Annotated in this window: 21 protein-coding genes; 9 read left to right on the top strand and 12 right to left on the bottom strand. The window is 65.7% G+C overall.

Annotated features, from left to right (window positions below; translation table 11 throughout):
* The first annotated feature begins 74 nt into the window (after nucleotides 1-74).
* The gene (locus BM244_RS17215; protein ID WP_093400380.1) at nucleotides 75-740 is read left to right on the top strand and encodes a dihydrofolate reductase family protein; all 666 of its coding nucleotides are present in this window, start codon (nucleotides 75-77) and stop codon (nucleotides 738-740) included.
* A 33-nt stretch (nucleotides 741-773) separates the two neighbouring features.
* Here the strand turns inward: BM244_RS17215 and BM244_RS17210 are convergent, their stop codons facing one another.
* From BM244_RS17210 to BM244_RS17180, 7 genes are all read right to left on the bottom strand, one after another.
* On the bottom strand, nucleotides 774-1,631 hold the full coding sequence (locus BM244_RS17210) for a serine hydrolase (RefSeq protein ID WP_093400160.1): 858 nt from the start codon (nucleotides 1,629-1,631) through the stop codon (nucleotides 774-776).
* A gap of 107 nt (nucleotides 1,632-1,738) precedes the next feature.
* Nucleotides 1,739-2,008, bottom strand: coding sequence for an ankyrin repeat domain-containing protein (locus tag BM244_RS17205; RefSeq protein ID WP_254784521.1), 270 nt, complete (start codon nucleotides 2,006-2,008; stop codon nucleotides 1,739-1,741).
* Between the two features lie 48 nt (nucleotides 2,009-2,056).
* The gene (locus tag BM244_RS17200) at nucleotides 2,057-2,800 is read right to left on the bottom strand and encodes a dienelactone hydrolase family protein (RefSeq protein WP_093400159.1); all 744 of its coding nucleotides are present in this window, start codon (nucleotides 2,798-2,800) and stop codon (nucleotides 2,057-2,059) included.
* Between the two features lie 172 nt (nucleotides 2,801-2,972).
* Nucleotides 2,973-4,304 carry a chloride channel protein gene (locus BM244_RS17195; RefSeq protein WP_093400158.1) on the bottom strand — a complete coding sequence of 444 codons (1,332 nt, stop codon included), beginning with the start codon at nucleotides 4,302-4,304 and terminating at the stop codon, nucleotides 2,973-2,975.
* 131 nt (nucleotides 4,305-4,435) lie between these two features.
* Nucleotides 4,436-5,251 carry a transporter gene (locus tag BM244_RS17190; protein ID WP_093400157.1) on the bottom strand — a complete coding sequence of 272 codons (816 nt, stop codon included), beginning with the start codon at nucleotides 5,249-5,251 and terminating at the stop codon, nucleotides 4,436-4,438.
* 150 nt (nucleotides 5,252-5,401) lie between these two features.
* Nucleotides 5,402-7,579, bottom strand: coding sequence for a TonB-dependent receptor (locus tag BM244_RS17185; RefSeq protein ID WP_093400379.1), 2,178 nt, complete (start codon nucleotides 7,577-7,579; stop codon nucleotides 5,402-5,404).
* A 215-nt stretch (nucleotides 7,580-7,794) separates the two neighbouring features.
* A complete protein-coding gene (locus BM244_RS17180) occupies nucleotides 7,795-8,517 on the bottom strand; it encodes a potassium channel family protein (RefSeq protein WP_139226961.1) in 723 nt (240 codons plus the stop codon).
* A 190-nt stretch (nucleotides 8,518-8,707) separates the two neighbouring features.
* Between BM244_RS17180 and BM244_RS17175 the strand changes: the two genes are divergently transcribed.
* Nucleotides 8,708-9,172, top strand: a complete 465-nt coding sequence (locus BM244_RS17175) for a DUF2721 domain-containing protein (protein ID WP_093400156.1) — start codon at nucleotides 8,708-8,710, stop codon at nucleotides 9,170-9,172.
* An 88-nt stretch (nucleotides 9,173-9,260) separates the two neighbouring features.
* Here BM244_RS17175 and BM244_RS17170 read toward each other — a convergent pair whose 3' ends face one another.
* Nucleotides 9,261-9,518: a hypothetical protein gene (locus BM244_RS17170; RefSeq protein WP_093400155.1), complete on the bottom strand. Its 258-nt coding sequence runs from the start codon at nucleotides 9,516-9,518 to the stop codon at nucleotides 9,261-9,263.
* A gap of 217 nt (nucleotides 9,519-9,735) precedes the next feature.
* On the opposite strand from BM244_RS17170, the gene BM244_RS17165 reads away from it, so the two are divergent.
* From BM244_RS17165 to BM244_RS17145, 5 genes are all read left to right on the top strand, one after another.
* On the top strand, nucleotides 9,736-11,223 hold the full coding sequence (locus BM244_RS17165; RefSeq protein WP_093400154.1) for a deoxyribodipyrimidine photo-lyase: 1,488 nt from the start codon (nucleotides 9,736-9,738) through the stop codon (nucleotides 11,221-11,223).
* Between the two features lie 638 nt (nucleotides 11,224-11,861).
* Nucleotides 11,862-13,034, top strand: a complete 1,173-nt coding sequence (locus BM244_RS17160; RefSeq protein WP_093400153.1) for a zinc-dependent alcohol dehydrogenase — start codon at nucleotides 11,862-11,864, stop codon at nucleotides 13,032-13,034.
* Between the two features lie 80 nt (nucleotides 13,035-13,114).
* Nucleotides 13,115-13,573 (top strand): hypothetical protein, encoded by a 459-nt coding sequence (locus BM244_RS23200; protein ID WP_175518271.1) that lies wholly within the window; start codon nucleotides 13,115-13,117, stop codon nucleotides 13,571-13,573.
* Between the two features lie 84 nt (nucleotides 13,574-13,657).
* Entirely contained in the window at nucleotides 13,658-14,161 is a 504-nt protein-coding gene (locus BM244_RS17150) for a ferritin-like domain-containing protein (RefSeq protein WP_093400152.1), read from the top strand.
* A gap of 71 nt (nucleotides 14,162-14,232) precedes the next feature.
* On the top strand, nucleotides 14,233-14,487 hold the full coding sequence (locus tag BM244_RS17145) for a hypothetical protein (RefSeq protein WP_093400151.1): 255 nt from the start codon (nucleotides 14,233-14,235) through the stop codon (nucleotides 14,485-14,487).
* 417 nt (nucleotides 14,488-14,904) lie between these two features.
* On the opposite strand, the gene BM244_RS17140 is transcribed toward BM244_RS17145, so the two are convergent.
* From BM244_RS17140 to BM244_RS17130, 3 genes are all read right to left on the bottom strand, one after another.
* Nucleotides 14,905-15,540: a hypothetical protein gene (locus BM244_RS17140; RefSeq protein ID WP_093400150.1), complete on the bottom strand. Its 636-nt coding sequence runs from the start codon at nucleotides 15,538-15,540 to the stop codon at nucleotides 14,905-14,907.
* Nucleotides 15,541-15,563: 23 nt separating this feature from the next.
* Nucleotides 15,564-15,875: a hypothetical protein gene (locus BM244_RS17135; protein ID WP_093400149.1), complete on the bottom strand. Its 312-nt coding sequence runs from the start codon at nucleotides 15,873-15,875 to the stop codon at nucleotides 15,564-15,566.
* Between the two features lie 68 nt (nucleotides 15,876-15,943).
* Nucleotides 15,944-16,213 carry a GlsB/YeaQ/YmgE family stress response membrane protein gene (locus tag BM244_RS17130; RefSeq protein ID WP_093400148.1) on the bottom strand — a complete coding sequence of 90 codons (270 nt, stop codon included), beginning with the start codon at nucleotides 16,211-16,213 and terminating at the stop codon, nucleotides 15,944-15,946.
* A 172-nt stretch (nucleotides 16,214-16,385) separates the two neighbouring features.
* On the opposite strand from BM244_RS17130, the gene BM244_RS17125 reads away from it, so the two are divergent.
* Nucleotides 16,386-17,861, top strand: a complete 1,476-nt coding sequence (locus BM244_RS17125) for a helix-turn-helix transcriptional regulator (RefSeq protein WP_093400147.1) — start codon at nucleotides 16,386-16,388, stop codon at nucleotides 17,859-17,861.
* 22 nt (nucleotides 17,862-17,883) lie between these two features.
* Here the strand turns inward: BM244_RS17125 and BM244_RS17120 are convergent, their stop codons facing one another.
* Nucleotides 17,884-19,548, bottom strand: a complete 1,665-nt coding sequence (locus tag BM244_RS17120; RefSeq protein ID WP_254784520.1) for an amidohydrolase — start codon at nucleotides 19,546-19,548, stop codon at nucleotides 17,884-17,886.
* Nucleotides 19,549-19,742: 194 nt separating this feature from the next.
* Here BM244_RS17120 and BM244_RS17115 point away from each other — a divergent pair, with 194 nt between their 5' ends.
* A complete protein-coding gene (locus BM244_RS17115) occupies nucleotides 19,743-20,330 on the top strand; it encodes an FMN-binding negative transcriptional regulator (RefSeq protein WP_093400146.1) in 588 nt (195 codons plus the stop codon).
* Nucleotides 20,331-20,348 lie beyond the last annotated feature (18 nt).

Here is a 20,348-nt window from a genome sequence, read left to right as displayed (position 1 = left end):
CGGGGTGCTTGCTGTTCGACGCGTTCCAGCCGAGACTGGGGATCGACCCGGCATTCCTCGAAAGGAGATCGTCGATGCGCAAGCTGACCGGCGCGGCGTTCGTATCGCTCGATGGCGTGATGCAGGCCCCTGGGGGCCCGACCGAGGACACGACCGGTGGCTTCGGCCAGGGCGGCTGGGTGTTCGGCATCGGCGACGACGTGATCGACCCGGTACTGGGTTCGCTGTTCGGCGCGCCGTATGCGCTGCTCCTCGGCCGGCGGACCTACGACATCTTTGCGGCCTATTGGCCCTTCGTCGGGGGCGAGATGGCCGGCATGGCCGAGGCGCTGACCCGGGCCGACAAGCATGTCGTGACGCGTGGCGATCAGTCGCTAGACTGGGACAACAGCCATCGTCTTGGCGATATCGGCGCGGTTGAGACGTTGAAGGAAAGCGACGGTCCCGACCTGCTGATCCAGGGATCGTCCACGCTCTATCCGCCACTGCTCGCCGCCGGGCTGATCGACGAGCTGGTGCTCATGACCTTTCCCGTCCTGCTTGGGACCGGCAAGCGGCTGTTCGGAACCGGCACGCCGCCGGGTGCGCTGCGCCTGCTCGACCATCAGGTCGGCACCAAAGGCGTGATCGTCACGCGCTGGGTACCCGCGGGGCCGGTTCCCACCGTCGGCCATCCTCAGCCGAGCACGAGCGCCGTGGAATCCGAACGCCAGCGCCGCATCGCGGAGGGGATCTGGTAGCCCTCGAACGCCGTCGATTGGCGTCCGATCGGATCAGCGCATTTGCATGAAGACTGCGAGCGCGTTGCGGACGCTGTCGGCAAAGCGGTCGTAGATCACGCGTGCGACCTCGGCGATGACGGGCTGGCGATCGCGTCCCCCTCGCGCGAACACCGCGACGGCGACGCGGCGACCGTCGGGCATGGTGATGAACCCGACATCGTTGGTGATGCCGTCGAGCGTACCGGTCTTGTCCTCGACCCGCGTCCCGGCGGGGAGCAGCGCGCGGATACGGCGCGTGCCCGTCGCGCATCGGCTCATCAGTTCGAACAGGAACGCGCGACTCTGCGCCGTCAGAACGGTACCGTTGTCGAGCTTTTCCAACAGCGTGACCATCGCAACCGGCGTAGCGACATCCTTGATGTCGGCGAGATGGCCGCGCTCCCGCAGCAGCTGGGCGATGGTCCGGTCCATCCGGATACCCGCTATCTTGTGTGACGACAGCCATTGCTGGATGGCGAACGGGCCGCCCAGAGCGGCGAGCAGCTGGTCGGTCGCCTGGTTGTCGCTGCGAATGATCATCAGTTCCATGACCTTCGCGGCAGGCCGGCCGGCGATCATGTCGCCGAGGCTGCGTCGGCCCTCATCGACTTGGGCGAGATACGCCGCGGCGATCGCGAGCTTGACCGTGCTCGCCATCGGAAACGGGGTGTCGCCGTTGATGGAAACGGTCGAGCCGTCGCGCAGGTCGAGGGCTGCAATGCCGTAGTCGCCGGGGCGTTGCGCGACCAGCAAGGCCAACGCATGTTCGAGCCCGACGAGTTCCGGCGAACTGGCCGCGGCCGGTGCCGGGACGAGGACGCTTGCGGCGATACAGGAAAGGAGCAGGCGGGAAAACAAAGGTGCGCGCATCGATCGTCCTCGCGTATTTTCCCCATGCTATGCGGAAAAACATGAACAGGTCGTGTTGCACGCCGGCGAAAGAAACGCGAGTGGTGGCAGGTCTCTCAGCTAGCGCTTCACCCGTTGCCCGACCCGCGCCATCCTGGATCGCGCGATCGGCACCCGCGGCCAGCAGTGTCGACCTGGCGCACGCGGTTGAAGAGCGAGACTATCATCAGCGCGCTATCGCCTTGGTCGCGATCCGGGCGGCATGCGTTCGCGCCCGTGGCGATCAGCGCGTCGACGGTCGCCGCCTGCCCGTTATACGCCGCGAGAATCAGCGGCGTGAAGCCGCGGTCGTCATACAAGTCGATGTCCGCGCCCGTCTCGAGCAGCGGATCGATCATGTCCAAGCCGCCTCGTGACGCCGACGAACCCACGAGCGCAGGCGTCAATCAGGCGAGCGTGCGACGGTAGAAGTCCAGCGTCAGCGCCATTGCCTGGAGGAACAGTGCGGGATCGTAGCGCGGGCCTTCGTCTCTCAGGAACGCATGCTGCGCATTCACCTCATGCCATTCGTACGCCGCGCCGACCTCTTCCAAACGTGCCCGGATCACTTCCCGCCCGGCATAGGGAACATGCGGGTCCTGCCGTCCCCACACGAACATCCCGGCCGCAGTCAATTCGGCCATCCGTGCCAGGCTGTCGTCCGAGCGCCCCTCGCCCAGCATCCCCGAATGAATGTCGGTCGGATAGAAGCAAGCGGCAGCGGAGACACGCGGATCGAGCGCCGCGCGGTAGGCGAGATGACCGCCGAGGCATACGCCGAACGTCCCCAGGCGGCCGTTGCACGCCGGGTGTGCCAGCAGCGCAGTGAGGCCAGCCTCCGCGTCGGCGTCGAAGGCTGCAACCGGCTTGGTGATCTTCAGCGCGTTGCCGCGGTCCGTACCGGCGGGATCATAGGCCAGGGCCGTGCCTGCCGGTTCATACTCGTGATACACTTCGGGTACGGCGACGACATACCCGTTTCCCGCGATCATCGCGGCGAGCCGCCGGATTGGCGCCGTGACCTGGTAGATCTCGGAAAACAGCAGCACACCGGGAAAGCGCCCCTCGATCGCGGGCCGAAACAGGTGCATTCGCATCGGGCCGCTGCCGGGCACGTCGACATCCAGTATCTCGTCGCTGCGCAAGATCATGAACTTATCTCCAAAGCCCGACCGGAACCGCTATCGCGACGAGCCATCGCGCAACGACGAGCGCTGCCGGTGTTCGGCTGACATCGCTCGGTCGGGTGCGAGGTCCGTCGCTTCCGGGTAGGATGCGCCAGCCCTTCTAGCAAGCGCCCGCCCGCGCGGATCGATACCGGTCTCAGGCCTTGGCTGCGGCGGGCATGGCAAATGTCTGCGACAACCCGTGGTACAGCTTTTCGCGACAGATCCACTGGCTGGCCGCATCGGCGATGAAGGCCGTTGCGAACATCGGCAGCATCAGGCCCCGGCTCGCGGTCGTTTCCGACAGGATGATCACCGCGGTCAACGGCGCGCGGACAACGCCGGCGAAATATGCAACCATCCCGAGGATCACGATCGCGCTCGCGGGTTCGCCGGGAAAGACTTCACGCAACAAATTGCCGACCCCGGCGCCGACCGCGAGCGACGGCGCGAATATGCCCCCGGGCAGCCCTGCGATCGCGGTCGTCGCAGTGGCGAGGAACTTGGCCGGACCGAACCATAACGGCGCATCGACCCCGACGATCATCGCGCGCGCCGCGGAATAGCCCGTACCCCAGGTCAGCCCGGTGAACACGCCGAGCAACGCCACCACGCAGCCGCATAAGCCCGCGAATTTCACCGGGTTAGCGCGCGTCCACGCCGTCACGACGTTCCGTCCAAGCGCCATCGCGAGCAGCGTACGGGAGAACAGGCCGCCCGCCATCCCGCCCGCGATCCCGGCAACGGGCGCTACCAGCAACGCGGACAGGAGCGGCATGTGCGCGCCGATGACACCGAAGTAGATATAATCGCCCTGGACCGACTGCGCGACCATCCCGGCAATCACGATCGCCGCGAGCACGAGCAACGTCACGCGCTGTTCGTACGCCGATGCCAGTTCCTCGATCGCGAACATCAGGCCCGCGAGCGGCGTGTTGAACGCGGCGGCGACGCCTGCCGCGCCGCCGGCGATCAGCACCCCGCCCCTCAGCGGCACTCGGACGAAGCGATGGGTAAGGCCCATCACCGCGGCAGCGATCTGGACGGTCGGCCCTTCGCGCCCCACCGATGCGCCGCCGAGCACGGCGCCGATCGTCAGTGCGGCCTTCGCCGCGACGGTGCGCGGTGAAATCAGCGTCTTGGTCGCGTCGTTTGGCTCGGCTTGGGATGCGATCACCTGCGGTATGCCGGATCCGCGCGCGAAGGGTGCATATCTACGCGTCAGCCAGACCAGACCCATGAACATCAGCGGCGTCGTGATCAACGGCCACCAGTGCCGGTTCTGCGCATAATGGTTGAACACGCCCGCAGCCCAGTCCGCGGCCTGCGCGAACGCCGTGGCGACGATGCCGATCAGGATCGCACCGGTCAGGATCGCCACGCGCGTCCGAAACTGCACCGAACGGGGCCCTCGGGCGCGCAGCAGGGCGCGGTAGCGTGCCGGCGTCCAGCGCTTGCCCGGCATCAGGCGATCGAACGGTAGCTTCATGGGTCTCACTTAGATCACGAAGACCACATCGTCACCTGACCGAAGACGGTCGCCGCGATTCACCCGGTGCGACCGGTGCGCCTGTCGGCACCCCGCGATGATCGTCGCGGTCATGCGGGATACGCGCGGCCTCAGAACAGGATCGCACCACCCGTTACGAGGCGTGCGTCGGGCGCAGCGTGGTTCAACCCGGCGATCGCGAGCACGTCGAACTGGAGCGTTTTGGTGGGTCGCCACGCAGCCGACAACGCGGCGAGCGCGCGCGTTTCGTGGCCCTCGGGATCGTCGTCGCGTTCGAGCGAGAGTTCGGCGGTTGCCGTAACCTGTTCGGTCAGCTTGTACCGCGCACCGGTGATGCCGCTATAGGCGAGATGGCGTCCGTCGCCCGACTGGTTCGCCGCAGCATCGGTCTCGCCGGTAAACGACACCGCGAGCGCCTTGGTCAGATCATACTGGACCGGAACGATCACGCCCGTGGCCCATGTGCCGGCGCCGATCGGATAGCGGCCCGTCGGTGCGGTCACGAACGCCTGGACGCCGGCGGAGAACGGCTTGCCCTCCTGCCCGGTCAGATGTTCGCGGATGGCGAGCGTCACGTCGCCGGTACCCGTGACCGTGTCGATCACCCCACGCGTCTTGTCGCGCGTTCGATCGCGACCATAGGCGGTCCAGCCAAGTTGCAGTTCGGTATCCTTGCCGACGCCGACCCGCGTCAACAGGTCCGCTGCGACGATGCGATCGTCACGCTGATCCGTCTGGTCGTCGCGCTGCCAATCGAGAAACGACGACTCGACATGGACATGACCGGGCTCCGTCGTGCAACTCGACCCGCCGATGCTCGGCCGCGTAGGGCAGAAGCGCGGATCCTCATCCGCCAGTGCCGGCGTCGGCGCCGCAGACAGAATTGCGAGCGCGCTTCCGGCAAGCCAGCGCAGCATTGGTCGCATGTGATCTCCAGATAGGTACACCGCCACTAGCGTCACGGCGCGGTGCGCCCGCTCTGCGCATATCGCTATCGAACGTCAACGAACACGCGCGCGTCCGGCATTCGCGGGCTGTTCCGCGTGGTCTCAGTTCGACGGCCTGCGTGCCCGCGACTATCCGAATGCCTTCGTGACCCCGACGAACACACCGCGGCGAGGGCCGTATTGCGGCGCACCGACGCCTACCCCCCCGCCGTCGCGAATCTCGTATTTGTGGTCCGCGACATTGATGACGTCGAACCGCACGTCGACGTTCGGGCCCGCGAAATGATGGCTCGCGGTCAGGTTTACCTGGGCGTAGGGCGACAGCTTCGCGCCATTCGGGACCGTCCCGTCGGTGCGCAGCCCGGAGCCGTAGAGCAGGCTCCCGCCGAGGCTGGTTCCGGCCAGGACGCCGGACTTCACGGCATAGGACGCGCCGCCCGATCCGGTGAACGTCTGGTCGTGGTCGAGGTAGATGTAATGGTTGGCGATGTAGGCGAGATCGTCCGCGCTGAAGCTGAACTGGCTCGACACGATGTCGCGGCCCTTGGCCTTGGCGGCGGCGAAGTTGGCGTACACGCTCCACGGCCCTCGTGCGTAGCTGGCGTTGGCCTCGATCCCGCCGAGGCGCCCGCTGGCGTAGTTGAACGGCGTCAGGATGATCGGCGCCCCGAACTGCCCCTCGTCGATGAGGTTCTTCGAGATGCGATAATAGGCGTCGATACCCCAGGTGAAATAGGCGCTGCTCTTCATCTGGAAGCCGGCATCGAAATAATGCTGGCGCTCGGCGAACGGGGTCGTGTCGGTCGATACCGCAGGCGCGCCGCTCGTGCCTTGCAACGCGGCGACGCTGGCGAGCGCGACGTTCTCGAAGGGCGGCGGCACGAAATAGCGTGCATAGCCGATATGCCCGGTAAACCGCGTATCGGGCTGCCAGACGAGACTCGCGCGCGGCGACAACTGGCTCTCGGTACGATAGCCGTCATAGTGATCGTAGCGCGCGCCGTAATTCAGCGTCAGCGTCGGCGCGAGCTTCCATTCGTCCTGCAGATACCCGCTGACCGTGACCGCGGTCTTGCCGCCGTGATCGTCGATCGCGATCGGCTCGCCGGCCTGATCGCCCGTGTCGTCGACCGGGAACACGTGCGTCGTCGTGTCGCTCGTGCTGCGATCCCGCGTCAGCAGCAGGCCACCGCGCAGGGTATGCGCGGCGCCGACATGATACACCCCGTCGAGCTGTCCGCCGATCGTGAAGTCCTGCTTGAACGCCGCCTGTGCCTGTCCGTTGTAGAGGAGTTCGCCAAGGATGTCGGGCCGATAGCGCAGCGAGGAATACCGCGCGAACAGCGATGCCTGTACGGTCAGCGGCTCCTCGTCGTGAAGGAAACTGACCTGCCCGAACCCGGTCCGTTCCAGCTGGCGTTCGTTCAGCCGCTCGCTCGGAAACGCGGTCTGGCCACCCACCGACGATGTCCCGTCGGGTTGCGCGCCGATCGGATTGGGGATCTGGAACCACTGGTTGGAGTATCCGCCGACGAACGAGATCCGGTCATTGTCGTTCAGGATATGATCGACATAGGCAAAGCCCTGATATTGATCGGTATTGTCGTGCACCGGGTTCGACCGGCCGTCGACGCTCTCGATCCCGAGCGAGTCGTGGCGGTAGTCGCCCGACACGAAATAGTTGGTTCGCCCGGTCGATCCGCCATAGGTGAAACTCGGCTCGATCGTGTCGTGACTGCCGCCATACAGCGAAACGGTGCCGCCGTTCTGGAACAGCCCGCTCTTGGTCGTGATGTCGATGATGCCGGCACTGCGCAGCCCGTATTGCGCGGGGAGCGCGCCGGTCAGCAGGTCGAGCTTGCTGACGAGCCGCGGCGACAATGTCTGACCGAATACCGCGAGCCCCTCGGGCAGGATCGTGCCGTTGATCCGGTATTGCAGGCCGTTGTGATCGTCGCGGACGTGAAACTGCCCGAAGCCATCCTGGACGACGCCGGGAAGCTGCAACAGGATCTGGTTGAACTGCTGGTTCTCGCCGCCCGGCAGCGCCTGGATCGTCGCGCTCGTCATCTCGTAGCTGGTCGCGCCGAGGCTCGGCTGGATGTGCGCGCGCGCGTCGTCGAGCCGCTTGCCGGTCACCAGAATATCCTGGTTCGCGGCACTATCCGTGGGCGCGGACGCAACGGAAGGTGGCGTATCCGCGGCTGGCGTGCCCGGGGGTGGTGAGGCAACCTGCGCCAGTCCGGGCGTCGCATGGACAGCGACAAGGGCAGCGAGACTATAACCGGCGAGCAGCACGTGACGCATAGTGAACCTCTGATATACTATATCATTGAACGAGCCACTCCGCTGCGCCCGAAACCCGCGGTCGGCAAGCGCCATCACGCTGGATAACGCTTAATTCATCGAGGCTTTAGAGTTCCGACACGTCGCAGATATTGGCCTGCATCGACGGTAACCGCCCGCGCAAATACAGACAGGGCGCCAACAGCACGCCGAAAGGTCGGGCCTCAGTACGCATTCTATTCGCGTCCGCCGGCAATATGGAGCGATACCAGTCGCGTCAGCAGCGTTGCGGGAAAGAGCTGGCCGATCACCGCCTCCAGGTTCGCCAGACTCCGTGCGAACGGGTCGACCGGCACGATATCGCCATATCCCGTCGTCGTGATCGTCGTGAGGCTGAAATAGGAGAAGCCGGCCGTTCCGAACGGACTGTTCGTCGCGGACGTGGCGATCCGTGATGCGATGAACGATCCGGGGATGTCCATTGCGAGGAATCCGTAGGCGATCGCGAACAGCGCGGCGACGTTCAGATACAGCAGGACCGCACCGCGCACCCGGTGCACGGTGACGCGGCCCGGCGCGAACACATGCCGTGCGACGACCGCGGTGACCCCGCCGTTGAAGGCAAACGCGACCAGCGCGATCGCCTCGTGCTGGGCGGCGGATCCGAGATGCAGGTTTGCGCCAAATCGGCTGCCGACGACCGGCCCGATCACGAGCACCACCAGCGATGCAAACAGTCCGGCCTGTACCAGGCGGTGGCGGGTCAGCACCCCGATGCAGATGAGCGCGAATATCAGGTGGCAGGCGTCCAGCAACATCCGCCCGGCCATCGAGCCGCCGCCGAGCGGGATCGCCACGAACAACGTGAACCCCTGCAGGACCAGCAAGGCGCTCAACCCAAGGTCGACGAGCCGATCGTAACGTTCGTCGCCGGGTATTGCGGCGTGACTGGTAGCCATGGTGCGCTCCTGACGTGTCTCAGGTCGTTAGCGCGGGGCGATGTGAACCGATCATGACCCATCGCGATGGCCGTTCCCGAGACCCCGGTTCGCGCACCCTGCTCTCGTTCATTCGCAGCAGTAGCCCGCGCGGGTTCGGGAACCTTGCCCGAGCTCGATCGATCCTCGGTCACATGAGAAAGGATCATCCATGAAGGAGCCGCTGAGCGCCGCCGCACACGTCATCCAGTTGGCGCTCACCCCGATCTTCCTGCTGACCGCGGTCGGCTCGCTTCTGAACGTCTTCGTCACCAGGCTGGGACGGATCAGCGACCGCATCCACAATCTGAAGATAGGGGGACGCCACAATCCGCACGAGATGCGTCGCCTGCGGACCCGGTCGCGTATTCTGGACGTCGCCGTGACGCTGGCGGCGGCGGCCGGCGCGATGACGTGCTGCGCCGCGATCACGCTGTTCTTCGGCGTTTTGCGGGACTCCGGTCACGCCGCAATCCTCTTCTTTTTCTTCGGCGGCGGCCTGCTTTGCGCGGTCGGCGGCCTTGCCTGCTTCGTCACGGAAATAACCCTGGCGGGTCGTACGCTACGGGATGAGGACGACGCGGACGACCATGGTCGGACGGTGGTATCCCCCGTCGCGCCGGACGACCGGAGGTAGGGGCGTTCGATCCGAGAATCTCAGCGACCGTCCTGCTTCGGACACCGGCGTACAGGTCGAGGCCAAGCGATCCGGGCTTCGTTACGGATCAAAGCCCCAGTTTCTCCAGCGCCAACGCCAGTTCGGCATCCGCTTCCGCAGAGTCGCCGCGCGTCATCCGGTTCAACGCCGTCTGCACGCGCGCTTGTGCCACCTGCAACGTCTTGTGCCTGATCGCGCGGGTCGAATTCGTGCGCCAGGACGCGCTTTCCCCGAGCAGGGCTGCCCATTTGGCCTCCTCCGCCGCCAGGATCGAGAGTGCAAGCCGCAGGCCGTCGCGCCGACCATGCGCATAATCGTCAACCATTAGACATTCCGGTCGACGCTCCCTGGCAACACCCGATTGTATTAGCGTTCATTTCTACAGGGACATCGCGCCAACCGAAACCGCCAAATCGACTGTTCCCCGTCGAGGATCGGCGACGAACGATCCTTTCCGGAACTTTGCAGGGCGAACGGCGCACGCGGTGCGACGATCGACGAACGTCCGAGGATCGGCAGGCCATGCCGATGGTTGAGCTGCTATGACATCGCCCATCCCTCGCGCCCTGGCGGCGTGGTCCGAAGCCCCCCGCGTTCGCAGCTTGAACCTGTGCAACGTCCGGCCCGAAGGCCGCTATGTCCTGTGCTGGCTCCAGCAGGCGTTGCGCGCGCGTGACAATCCCGTGATCGACGCCGCGATCTGCCTGGCCAACGATCTCGGCCTTCCCGTTCTCGTCTATCACGGGCTGCGCGAGGATTACCCGTATGCCTCGGATCGGCTTCACCGCTTCATCCTCGGCGCCAGCCGCGACCTCGCACGCGAATGCCGACAGCGTGGCCTGGCCTGCGTCCAGCATGTCGACCGATCGGACAGTCGGGAAAAAGGTCTCGTCTACCGCCTGGCCTCGGACAGTGCGGCCGTGTTCGTCGAAGACCAGCCTACTTTCGTCGCGCGCTGGCAGGCGGAACGCTTCGCAAGCCGCACCGATCGCGCCGTGCTGGCCGTCAACGCGGCCTGCCTCGTGCCGCCCGCGGTGCTCGGCGACGATATCGGCTCGACCACCGCATTCCGCCGCCGCCATCAGCCCGTGCGTGGCGACTGGCTCGTCGCGGATGAACTCCACCCTGCGACGGCGCCGTATCAGGGGGCGCTGCCCTTCGCCTCCGACCAGCTCGAGACCTGTACCGATGCCGATATCGATCGTTTCGTCGAGCACGCGGCCATCGATCATTCGCTGGCGCTCAGCCCGATGTTTCCGATCGGTCGTGACGGCGCCCTCGCAAAGCTCGAACGGCTGATGGACGACGTGCTGCCGAGCTACGCCGCGGCGCGCAACGATGCGACCCGGCCCGAAGGCGCCAGCACGCTGTCCCCCTATCTCCATTTCGGCGTGGTCGGGCCGCGCGAGATCATGGCTACGGTCGAAGCGGCAGTCGCCCCCGCCAATGCCAAGGAAAAGTTTGCCGACGAGCTGCTGACCTGGCGCGAGTGGTTCCACTATCAGGCGCGCGCTTTGCCTGCTCCCGAACGCTATGACCGGATTTCCGGCTGGGCGCGTGACACGCTCGAGGCTCATGCGCCGGACGAACGGCCGGACCTCGAGAGCCTCGACGCGATGCTGCACGGCGAGACGCGCGACGAAACGTGGAATGCCTGCCAGCGCGAGTTCCTGATCGACGGCTGGATGCACAACAACCTGCGGATGTACTGGGGAAAGCGGATCATCGCCATGACGCCCGATCCGAAGACGGCGTGGGCGACCGCCTGCTACCTCAACGATCGACTGAGCCTCGATGGGCGGGATCCATCGACATACGGCAACATCGCCGCGTCGTTCGGCGGTGGCGCCCCAGGTCGAGACGGGCCGGCGGTGTATGGCAAGGTGCCGAACCGATCCGACGGATCGACCCGCCACCGTCCGGGCGGCGCGGAATGGCTGGAAACCGCCGCCCGGCGGTCGCCTCCAACGCGCTTGGCGTCGGAACCCTTGCCGTCCGAACCCTATCTGGAGGGCAAGCAGGACGTTTGATGTAGTAGGTGTTCCGTCGGGCTCAATTGTCTGGATGCAAGGGATACACCTAGGTGCAGATCCGGTACATCTTCGCGAGGTCTGGCTGCGACGTTCGACCTATCGGCTCTTGGCCTTGCTGCTCTTGCTCGGCGTCGAAAAGGCCGCCGCAGCGGCATCGATCGGCACCACGGGATCTGTGCGGCATTCATACCGGGCGCCGCCGATCTGGCGCTGTATACCGCAAAGCGACAGGGGTGATCCTGCTATTCCGCTACGACTGGCTGAAACGCGCGCTCACGATCTTCAAGTCGAACCGATCCGTGACAGTATGCGTAAGTCGTTGCGCAATCACGATACTTGTCAAAGCAAGCAGGTATTCTACAATCGACCGATACTGATAAAAATCAGTATAAAATATATATGGCCGATATTCTGATCGAGCAGGAACGATGAGACGGTCTTGATCGCTATAGTCTCCGGTACATAAGCTTGCAGGCACCAGACGAAAAGATACACGGGCGTTAATGCTCGAGAGCGACGCTGCATGATGCAGGCGCGTAACGGCTAGTCGACTACGACGTAATTGCCGTCTCACGCCCTATAAATTTGTGCTCCTGCAATCCTATGATGTTGGTCTATATTACGGAGACTTTGAAATGCGTGCACTGGTTTGGCATGGAAAGGGCGATGTTCGGGTCGACACTGTCGCAGATCCCGAGATCAAGCATCCGCGCGATGCGATCATCAAGGTTACGGCCTGCGCGATCTGCGGGTCCGACCTTCATCTGCTCGACGGATACCAGCCGACGATGCAGGCGGGCGACATCCTGGGCCACGAGAACATGGGCGTCGTCGTCGCGCTCGGCTCCGAAGTCACCAATTTGAAGATCGGCGACCGCGTCGTTGTGCCATTCACGATCAGCTGCGGCGATTGCTTCTTCTGTCGCAAGGGGCTGTTCTCGGCTTGCGAGCGGACCAATCCGAACTCCGAGATGGCGATCAAGGCGATGGGTCATTCGCCCGCCGGCCTGTTCGGGTTCAGCCACATGCTGGGCGGCTATTGCGGTGGTCAGGCCGAGTATCTGCGCGTGCCGATGGCCGATATCGGTCCGATCAAGGTGCCCGACAGCGTCACCGACGAGCAGGCTCTGTTCCTCTCCGACATCTTCCCGACCGGCTACATGGCCGCCGAGAATGCGCAGATCGAGCCGGGCGATACCGTGGCGATCTGGGGTTGCGGTCCGGTCGGCCAGTTCGCGATCCGCTCGGCGCTGATGCTCGGTGCCGGCCGCGTGATCGCGATCGACGAGGTGCCCGAGCGTCTCGCGATGGCCGAGGCCGGCGGTGCGGAGACGATCAACTTCGCCGAAGTCGACAGCGTCTATGACGAGCTCCAGTTCCGCACCAAGGGCCGCGGTCCCGACAGCTGCATCGATGCAGTCGGTGCCGAGGCTTCGGGTCATGGCGCGATGGATGCGGTGATCGACAAGGTTAAGGCGGCGACGTTCCTCGCGACCGACCGCGTGCACGTGCTGCGCGAGGCGATCATGAGCTGCCGGATGGGCGGCACGGTGTCGATCCCCGGCGTCTATGTCGGGATGGGCGACAAGATCCCGATCGGCGCGATGATGAACAAGGGGCTGACGATCAAGACCGGCCAGACGCACGTCCAGGCCTATACCAAGCCGTTGCTCGCACGGATCGAGGCGGGCGACATCGACCCGAGCTTCGTCGTGACGCACCCGGCGAGCCTCGAGGATGCGCCCGAGATGTACCAGAAGTTCCGCGACAAGCAGGACGGCGTCATCAAGGTCGTGCTGCGGCCGTAACTCCGCCCCGAGCCGGTCCGCTCCCATCGAGCGGACCGGCTCGGTCCGTTTTGGTCCGCTACATTCAGAAGGACGTACCGATGAGTGACAAGGTTCATACCCCCGTTCCCGGCAACTCCGCGAGCAAGGGCGCTCCGGACGGCGTCTCGGACTCGCCCCGAGGCACCGATGACGTTCACGGCCGCAGCGAGGGCGGCGAAAGTGGCGGCGGGTCCTATCCCAACCCGCATGCCGGCAAGACCGAGACGAACACCGGCTTCATGGCGCATGGCGGCCAGACGGACATCGCCTATCACGGCGGTGGCCAGGCCGGCGAGGACGGTGGCGGTGCGGCCAACGGCGTCGCAGGCTCAGGGGGCGGTGACGGCACGACGATCGCCGCGGATCCTGATGCCGACCGCGAACCCCATGCGATCGCTGCCGAAGGTCGCACGATCGAGGTCGTCGAGACGTCTGGCATTGCCGAGGCCGAGGCCAGCGGCAAGATCGGCACCGATGCCCGGTACGAGGACGAGCAGAAGCAGCCCGGCGCCGGCTGAGGTCGCCGCGTCCCGCTATCAGCTTTTCGAAATTCAAAACCAGCCGCCGCGCATCCCGCTCGGTGGAGTCACGAGGATGATCCCATGTCTGCACCCGAAGATCTCCAGGAAATCTACACCGACGAGCTGAAGGATCTGTGGTCCGCGAACGACCAGATGAAGAAGGTCCTCAAGAAGATTACGTCGAAGGCGAGCGACGCGTCGCTGAAGGAGATGCTGACCAAGTCGCAGGCGGACATCGAGACGCATACCGACCTGCTCAAGGACCTGATCGCGTCGAACGACGAGAAGGTCTCGAAGGAGCATTGCAAGGGCATGGAAGGCCTTGTCGCCGAAGCCACCAAGCATGTCCTCGAGGAAGGTCCGGAGAAGGGTCCGTTGCTCGATGTGATGATCATCGCACAGTATCAGCGGATGACGCATTACGGGGTCGCCGGGTTCGGCACGGCGACGGCGTACGCCAAGGCGCTGGGGCTCAAGGACGACCACAAGAAGCTCAGCGCGGCCACCAAGGATATCTACGGTGGTGATGAATATATGACGAAGCTCGCCGAGACGACCGTCAACATCGACGCCGAAGACGAATGACTTTCGATCGCCCGCCGGCGTCCTGTCGGCGGGCGCTGACGTAATTCAGGTAGAGGACGGAAGCGGAGACCATGACGACCTACCCCCTGAGCGAACCGGCTACGATCTATCGGACGGCTGACCAAGACGAGGGCGCGCCGCGGGACGTCGTCGCGCGCGGCAGCCTGTCGGATTGCGCGGAGATTTTGGAAAGCTGGCCCGAGACCGATCGGGCTTCCGTCGAGATCGAGATCGACGACATGTCTTTGCGCTACGGCCCGGACGAGATCGAGGAACTGCTCACGTTCCTGCGCGAAGAGGACAAGAGCTCGCCCGACCCGGTCTAGGCGAAGTTTCAGCGCTAGTACCTTTCCAACGAGCCAGCCCCAACGAGACCCAGCATAACAAGCGCCATCGCGGAAAGCGCCACCCCAACAAGGCCACCCCGGCGAAGGCCGGGGCCCAGTTGGAAAGGTCGCAATAACGAAGCGCAGCGTTCATCAGCAGCGTTGCCCACCTGGACCCCGGCCTTCGCCGGGGTGGGGCATGTGTGGTGCTATGGGGTGCATGTGTTCGGAGCAGATGCCTGCCCATCCGACCTGTAACTCATCACGCCACCAACCGGATACTTTCGATCCAGCGAAACCGTCAGCGTCGAAGCAGGCCCGGCACCACTAACAAAACCCCCGTCCCCCAACTCAAACCGAACCCACCCAGACGCAAAGACGCCGCCGACCCGTAACCAGGCCGGCGGCACCACTTGATCAGTAGGTCGTCGACGTCGGCGTGGACCGGTAGCGGTCACGCTCGGCGGCCACTTCTTCGCGGCTGTAGGCGGGGGCGGTGTCGTCGAACGACGACCAGCCGTCCTGCCGATAGGCGCTGCCACGCGTCGACGCGTCTACCGACCGGTTGCGGTCCAACACCGCTTCGGCCTCGGTCGCCAGCGTGTCGTCCACCCGTGCGCTGAGCAGCGTGCCGCCACGGCGGACGCCTTCCGAATAGACGTGGGCCTCGTCGTCGGAGTGGCCGGCATCCTTCAGGGCGCCGACGATCGTTCCCGTCGCGGCTCCACCGGCGGCACCGATGCCTGCGCCGACGACGGTCGAGGCCAGCCACCCGGCCGCAACGATCGGGCCGAGACCGGGGATCGCAAGCAGGCCCAGCCCTGCCAGCAGGCCGCCGACGCCACCGACCGCAGCACCGGTCGAGACGCCACGACTGACGTCGCCGTGATCGTCGACGTCGCCGAGCGACGTGGCCGCGTCGCCGTGCGCGCCATCGGCGTTGTTGGCGACGATGCTGATGGAATCATGCGGCACGCCCAGGCGTTCGAGGTCGTGCAGCGCCGCGGTCGCGTCCGAATAGTCGTCGAACAGGCGGGTGATGGTCTTGGTCATGATATCTCTCCTATCGAATTGGTTCAGTGCGCCGACACGTTGCCCTTGTAGTCGAGCCCGACATGGACCGTCTTGCCGGCGCGGGTACCCGTGCCCCGCCAGACGCCGTCCTTGTCCTTCGCCAGACGCGAGATCGATCGATAGCCGACCTTGGTCAGGCGACCGCGGGCCTGGTCTTCCGAAAAGGAATTGGCACCGCTCGCGGGGGCGGCGACGTGCGCCGCGGCACTCGCCTTGACCGCGGGGTTGTGCGTGCCGGTATGCGTCGCGGTCTGCGCGACGGCGCCGGAGGCCAGCAGCATCGCGCCGCATGCCAAGATAACTCGAACGGTCATTGCACTCTCCTAGGTGTCTGTAGATTCCGGGGCGTAGGAGGGCGACGCGAGCGTGCCCTCCCGTTCGCTCAGCGCACCGTACCGCGACGAAACATGTTGACGATCGCGAGCAGGATCACCGCGCCGACCAGCGAGATCAGGATCGACTGGATGTTGAGCGCGCCGTCCATGATCGATGCGCCACCGATCAGCGGCGTGATCAGGAAGCCGGCGAGCAGCGCACCGACGATGCCGACGACGACGTTGAGGAAGACGCCCTGCTGTGCATCGGTCCGCATGATCATGCTGGCGACCCAGCCGATGAGTCCGCCGACGACGAGAAGGATGATGAGGTTCATGATGAGGCTCCTGTTCGATACTGGTACAGGTGCCTCAACAGTCTCGATGCCCGATCCGTTCAGTTCGCGCGCTTTTCGGCGAATTCGGAATTGGTGCGCAAGTACCGGGGCCATTGGTAGATTTATGCCGACCCTACCGGAACCCGAAGCCCTTCCGCGGCGCTGAACCGGGATGACCAAGATGCCCGCGAAACCGCTGCACGCCCCCACCCTGCACCATCTCGAACAGCTCATGACCGGGCTGCTCGAAGGCGTGATCCTGATGGATCCGACCGGGATCATCCTGAGCGCCAACCCGGCCGCGCTGAAGATGCACGGGGTGCGGGCGGTCGAGGATCTCGGGCAGACCGCGGACGATTATGCGACGCGGTTCAGCTTGCGCTACAGGGATCGCCGCAAGCTGCCGCGGCGGGACTATCCGCTGATGCGGCTGCTCGCGGGGCAGAGCTTCCCCGACCTGATCGTCGAGGTCGCGCCGGTCGATGCCGACGAACCGCGCTGGGTCCACCAGGTGCGCGACATCGTCATGGACGAGGATGGCGGCGAGCCCGATTGCCTGGGCCTCGTCATCAACGACGTCTCCGAACGGTTCGACGCGGAGGACCGGTTCGAGGCGATGTTCCACGCCAACCCCGCCCCCGCGCTGATCATCCGCGTCGCCGACCAGCGCTATGTGCTCGTCAACCAGGGCTTCCTCGACCTGTCGGGCTATGCGCGCGACCAGATCGTCGGCAAGACGCTGTTCGATTTCGACTTTCTCGCGGAGGTCGACCGCAAGGCGTTCGTCAAGGACTGCGTGGCCGCGGGCAAGACAATCCCGCAGCTCGAGGCGGAACTGCCGCTCGCCGGCGGCGAGAAGACGCTGGTCATCCTCGCCGGGCAGCCGATCGAGGTCGCCAACCAGGATTGCCTGTTGTTCACCTTCGCCGATCTCGAGCCGCGGCGGCGCGCGGAACATGCGCTGAAGGCGAGCGAGCGACACTTCGCCTCGGTGTTCGAGATGGCGCCGGTCGCGATGGTCGTGACCGAAGGCGGCGACAACCGCATCGTTCAGGTCAACGCGGCGTTCAAGGCGCTGACCGGCTATACCGACCGCGCGGTGATCGGCCGCATCGCCGACGACCTGCAGCTCTGGAACGATGCCGCGCAGCGCCAGCAGCTCGAAACCGAGATCGGCGAGCATGGCGGCTTCCGCAGCCGCGACGTTCAGTTGCTGCACAAGGCCGGCGAGGCGCTCGACTGCCTCGTGTCCGCCGAACGGATCAGCGTCGACGGCGCGCCATGCGTGCTCTGGCTGTACCAGGACATCTCGGCACGGCGACGCGGCGAGCTGGAACTGGTCGAGGCGATCGATGCGGTGATGAAGGACGCCAACTGGCTCAGCCGGTCGATCATGGACAAGCTGGCGACCTTACGGAATCCGCGCGGCGCTACCGGGTCCGCCGCACCCGCGGCCGATCTCAGCAAGCGCGAGCGCGAGGTGCTGGAGCTGATCTGCCAGGACCTAGACGATGCGGCGATATCGGAGCGGCTCGGGCTGTCGCGCAACACCGTCCGTAACCACGTCGCACGGCTTTATGCGAAGATCGGCGTCAACCGCCGCAGCGCCGCGATCGTCTGGGCGCACGAGCGCGGCGTCGGTGCCTGACTCCATCGATCCATGATGTCGGTCATGCTCGAAAGCGTTCCCTGCCACCGACGATGGTCCGCAAGACCTTGGCGGCCTTGATACGTTCGGCAGGCGTTGCCAGTAGATCGATATCGAGCATTGTAAGGTCGGCGAGGTAGCCGGGCGCGATGCGGCCGAGCTTGCCATCCTGGAACCCGGCATAGGCGTTGTTGACGGTGTACGCGGTCAGCGCCTGCTCGACCGTCGTCTTCTGGTCGGGGAGCCAGCCGGCGGGATTCTTGCCGTCGATCGTCTCGCGCGTGACGGCGGCGTAGATGCCCTCGACCGCGTCGAGCGGCCCGACCGGCCAGTCCGATCCGAACGTGACGGTCGCCCCGCTGTCGATCAGCGAGCGGAACGCGTAGGTGCCACGCAGCCGCGCCTGGCCGATCCGCTCGACGGCCCAGCGTCCATCGTCGATCGCATGGAACGGCTGGACCGACGCGATCACCTTCTGCCTGGCAAAGCGCGGGATCGCCGCCTGCGACAGATGCTGCGCGTGCTCGATCCGGAAGCGACGGTCGCGCGCACCGTTCTCGCGGACGATCTCGGCATACAAATCGAGGACGTCGTCATTGGCGAGGTCCCCGATCGCATGCGTGGTGACGTGCAATCCCGCCTTGTCCGCGTCGCCGATATACGCCTTCAGGTCGGCCATGCTGGTGACGCGGACGCCGTGCTGGTCGTGCGCGTCGGTATAGGCGTCGCGGAATACCGCGGTGCGCGAGCCGAGCGAGCCATCCGCCAGCGCCTTGACCGCGCCCCAGCGGACCCAGTCGTCGCCGCGCCCCTCGGCCTTGACGATCGCAGCCATCTTTTCCCAGTCGCGGATCGGCACGAAACAGTAGAAGCGCAGGTCCGTCTCGCCCTTGGCGCGAAGCTGTCGCGCGGTCTCGTACGTCGTCCAGTCGAACGGTTCGGGGGTGTGGACCTGCGTGAAGCCGCGGCTGAGCGCATGGGCGATGCCGCCGCGCATGATCGCCTGCCATTCGGTCGGCGTCGGCACCGGGAAAACCCGCTCGGCGAGCGTCTTGGCATTGTCCTTCAGGATGCCGGTCGGCTCGCCCTGCGCGTCGCGGACGATGACCCCGCCTGCGACGTCGGGCGTATCGCGCGTGATCCCCGCGATCTTCAGCGCCGCGCTGTTGAGCAGGTACATGTGCAGGTCGGTGCGCGGGATCGCGACCGGCGTGTCCCCGGTCGCGGCGTCGATCCACGCGCGCGTCGGCAACTGGCCACCCAGGCGTTGCTCGTCCCAGCTGCCGCCGAGGATCCACTTGCCCGGCCGCGCTCTCGCCGCCGCGCCGAGCCGTGCGGCGAAGTCGGGAATCGTGGTGGCGGACAGCAGATCCGGCTGCATCAACGCGGCCGAGCCGATCATGAAATGCGTGTGGTTGTCGATGAACCCCGGCGTCACGAACGCGCCCTCGAGGTCGACCACCTTCGTCGTGCGACCGATCGCGGCCTTTACCGCCCCCGCCCCGATCGCGACGATTCGGTCGCCGACGAGGCCGATCGCGTCGGTATGCGGACGCCGCGGGTCGCCGGTCCAGGCATTCGCGTTGACATAGGCGAGGTCCAGCACGCGCTCGATCGCGAGCGCCCGCCCCACGGACGCCCACGCCACCCCGCCTGCCAACACCATCCGCCGGTCGATCATCGTCATGCTCCCACCCATCGGACGATCGTGTCAGACGCCGACGCAGCGCGGACCCGCCAATTTTCCGAACCTGACGGAGCCAACACTGGCCCTCCCGGATTTTGCGTGTTGGCGCTTGCGGCGACGGTGCGCCACGCGACAGTGGCGGCACAAGGGGAGATCATGACGAACCATTGCCCTGCCACCGCGTCGGCGCCCGCATGACCGGGATTTTCGAGACGTTCGACGCCAGCGACGTGCGCGACCTGATCGCGGACTACCCGCTCGCCTGGGTGACGGCACCGGGACAGGCCCCGCCGAGCCTGCTCCCGCTGCTCGGCGAATATGATTCCGACGGACGGCTTACGCACCTGCTCGGTCACATGGGGCGGCGCAATCCGCTGCACGCACACCTTGTAGCGGCGCCGTCCGCGACGATCCTCGTCAACGGACCGCACGGCTACGTCTCGCCCGAACATGCCGGCCGCCGCGACTGGGGACCGACCTGGAACTACGCGCAACTCGTCATCGAAACGCGGGTCGCATTCCTGCCCGACGAGACGGATCACGCGCTGGGCGCGCTGACGTTTGCGATGGAGGGGGAGCGCTGGACGCCGCGCGAACTCGGCGCACGCTATGACGGCATGGCTGCAGCGATCATCACCTTTCGCGCCGAGGTCACCAGCCTGTCCGGTCGCTTCAAGCTCGGCCAGGACGAGGCGCCCGAAACGTTCGCGGCGATCGTCGAACGGCATCCCGACACGGCGCTCGTGTCCTGGATGCAGAGGTTCGCACCGAAGCGGGAATAGAACGCGGCTTGCCGTCGA

The sequence above is a fragment of the Sphingomonas sp. OK281 genome (assembly GCF_900115295.1).
Taxonomy (GTDB): Bacteria; Pseudomonadota; Alphaproteobacteria; order Sphingomonadales; family Sphingomonadaceae; genus Sphingomonas.
This window is presented reverse-complemented; position numbering and strand designations above follow the sequence as displayed.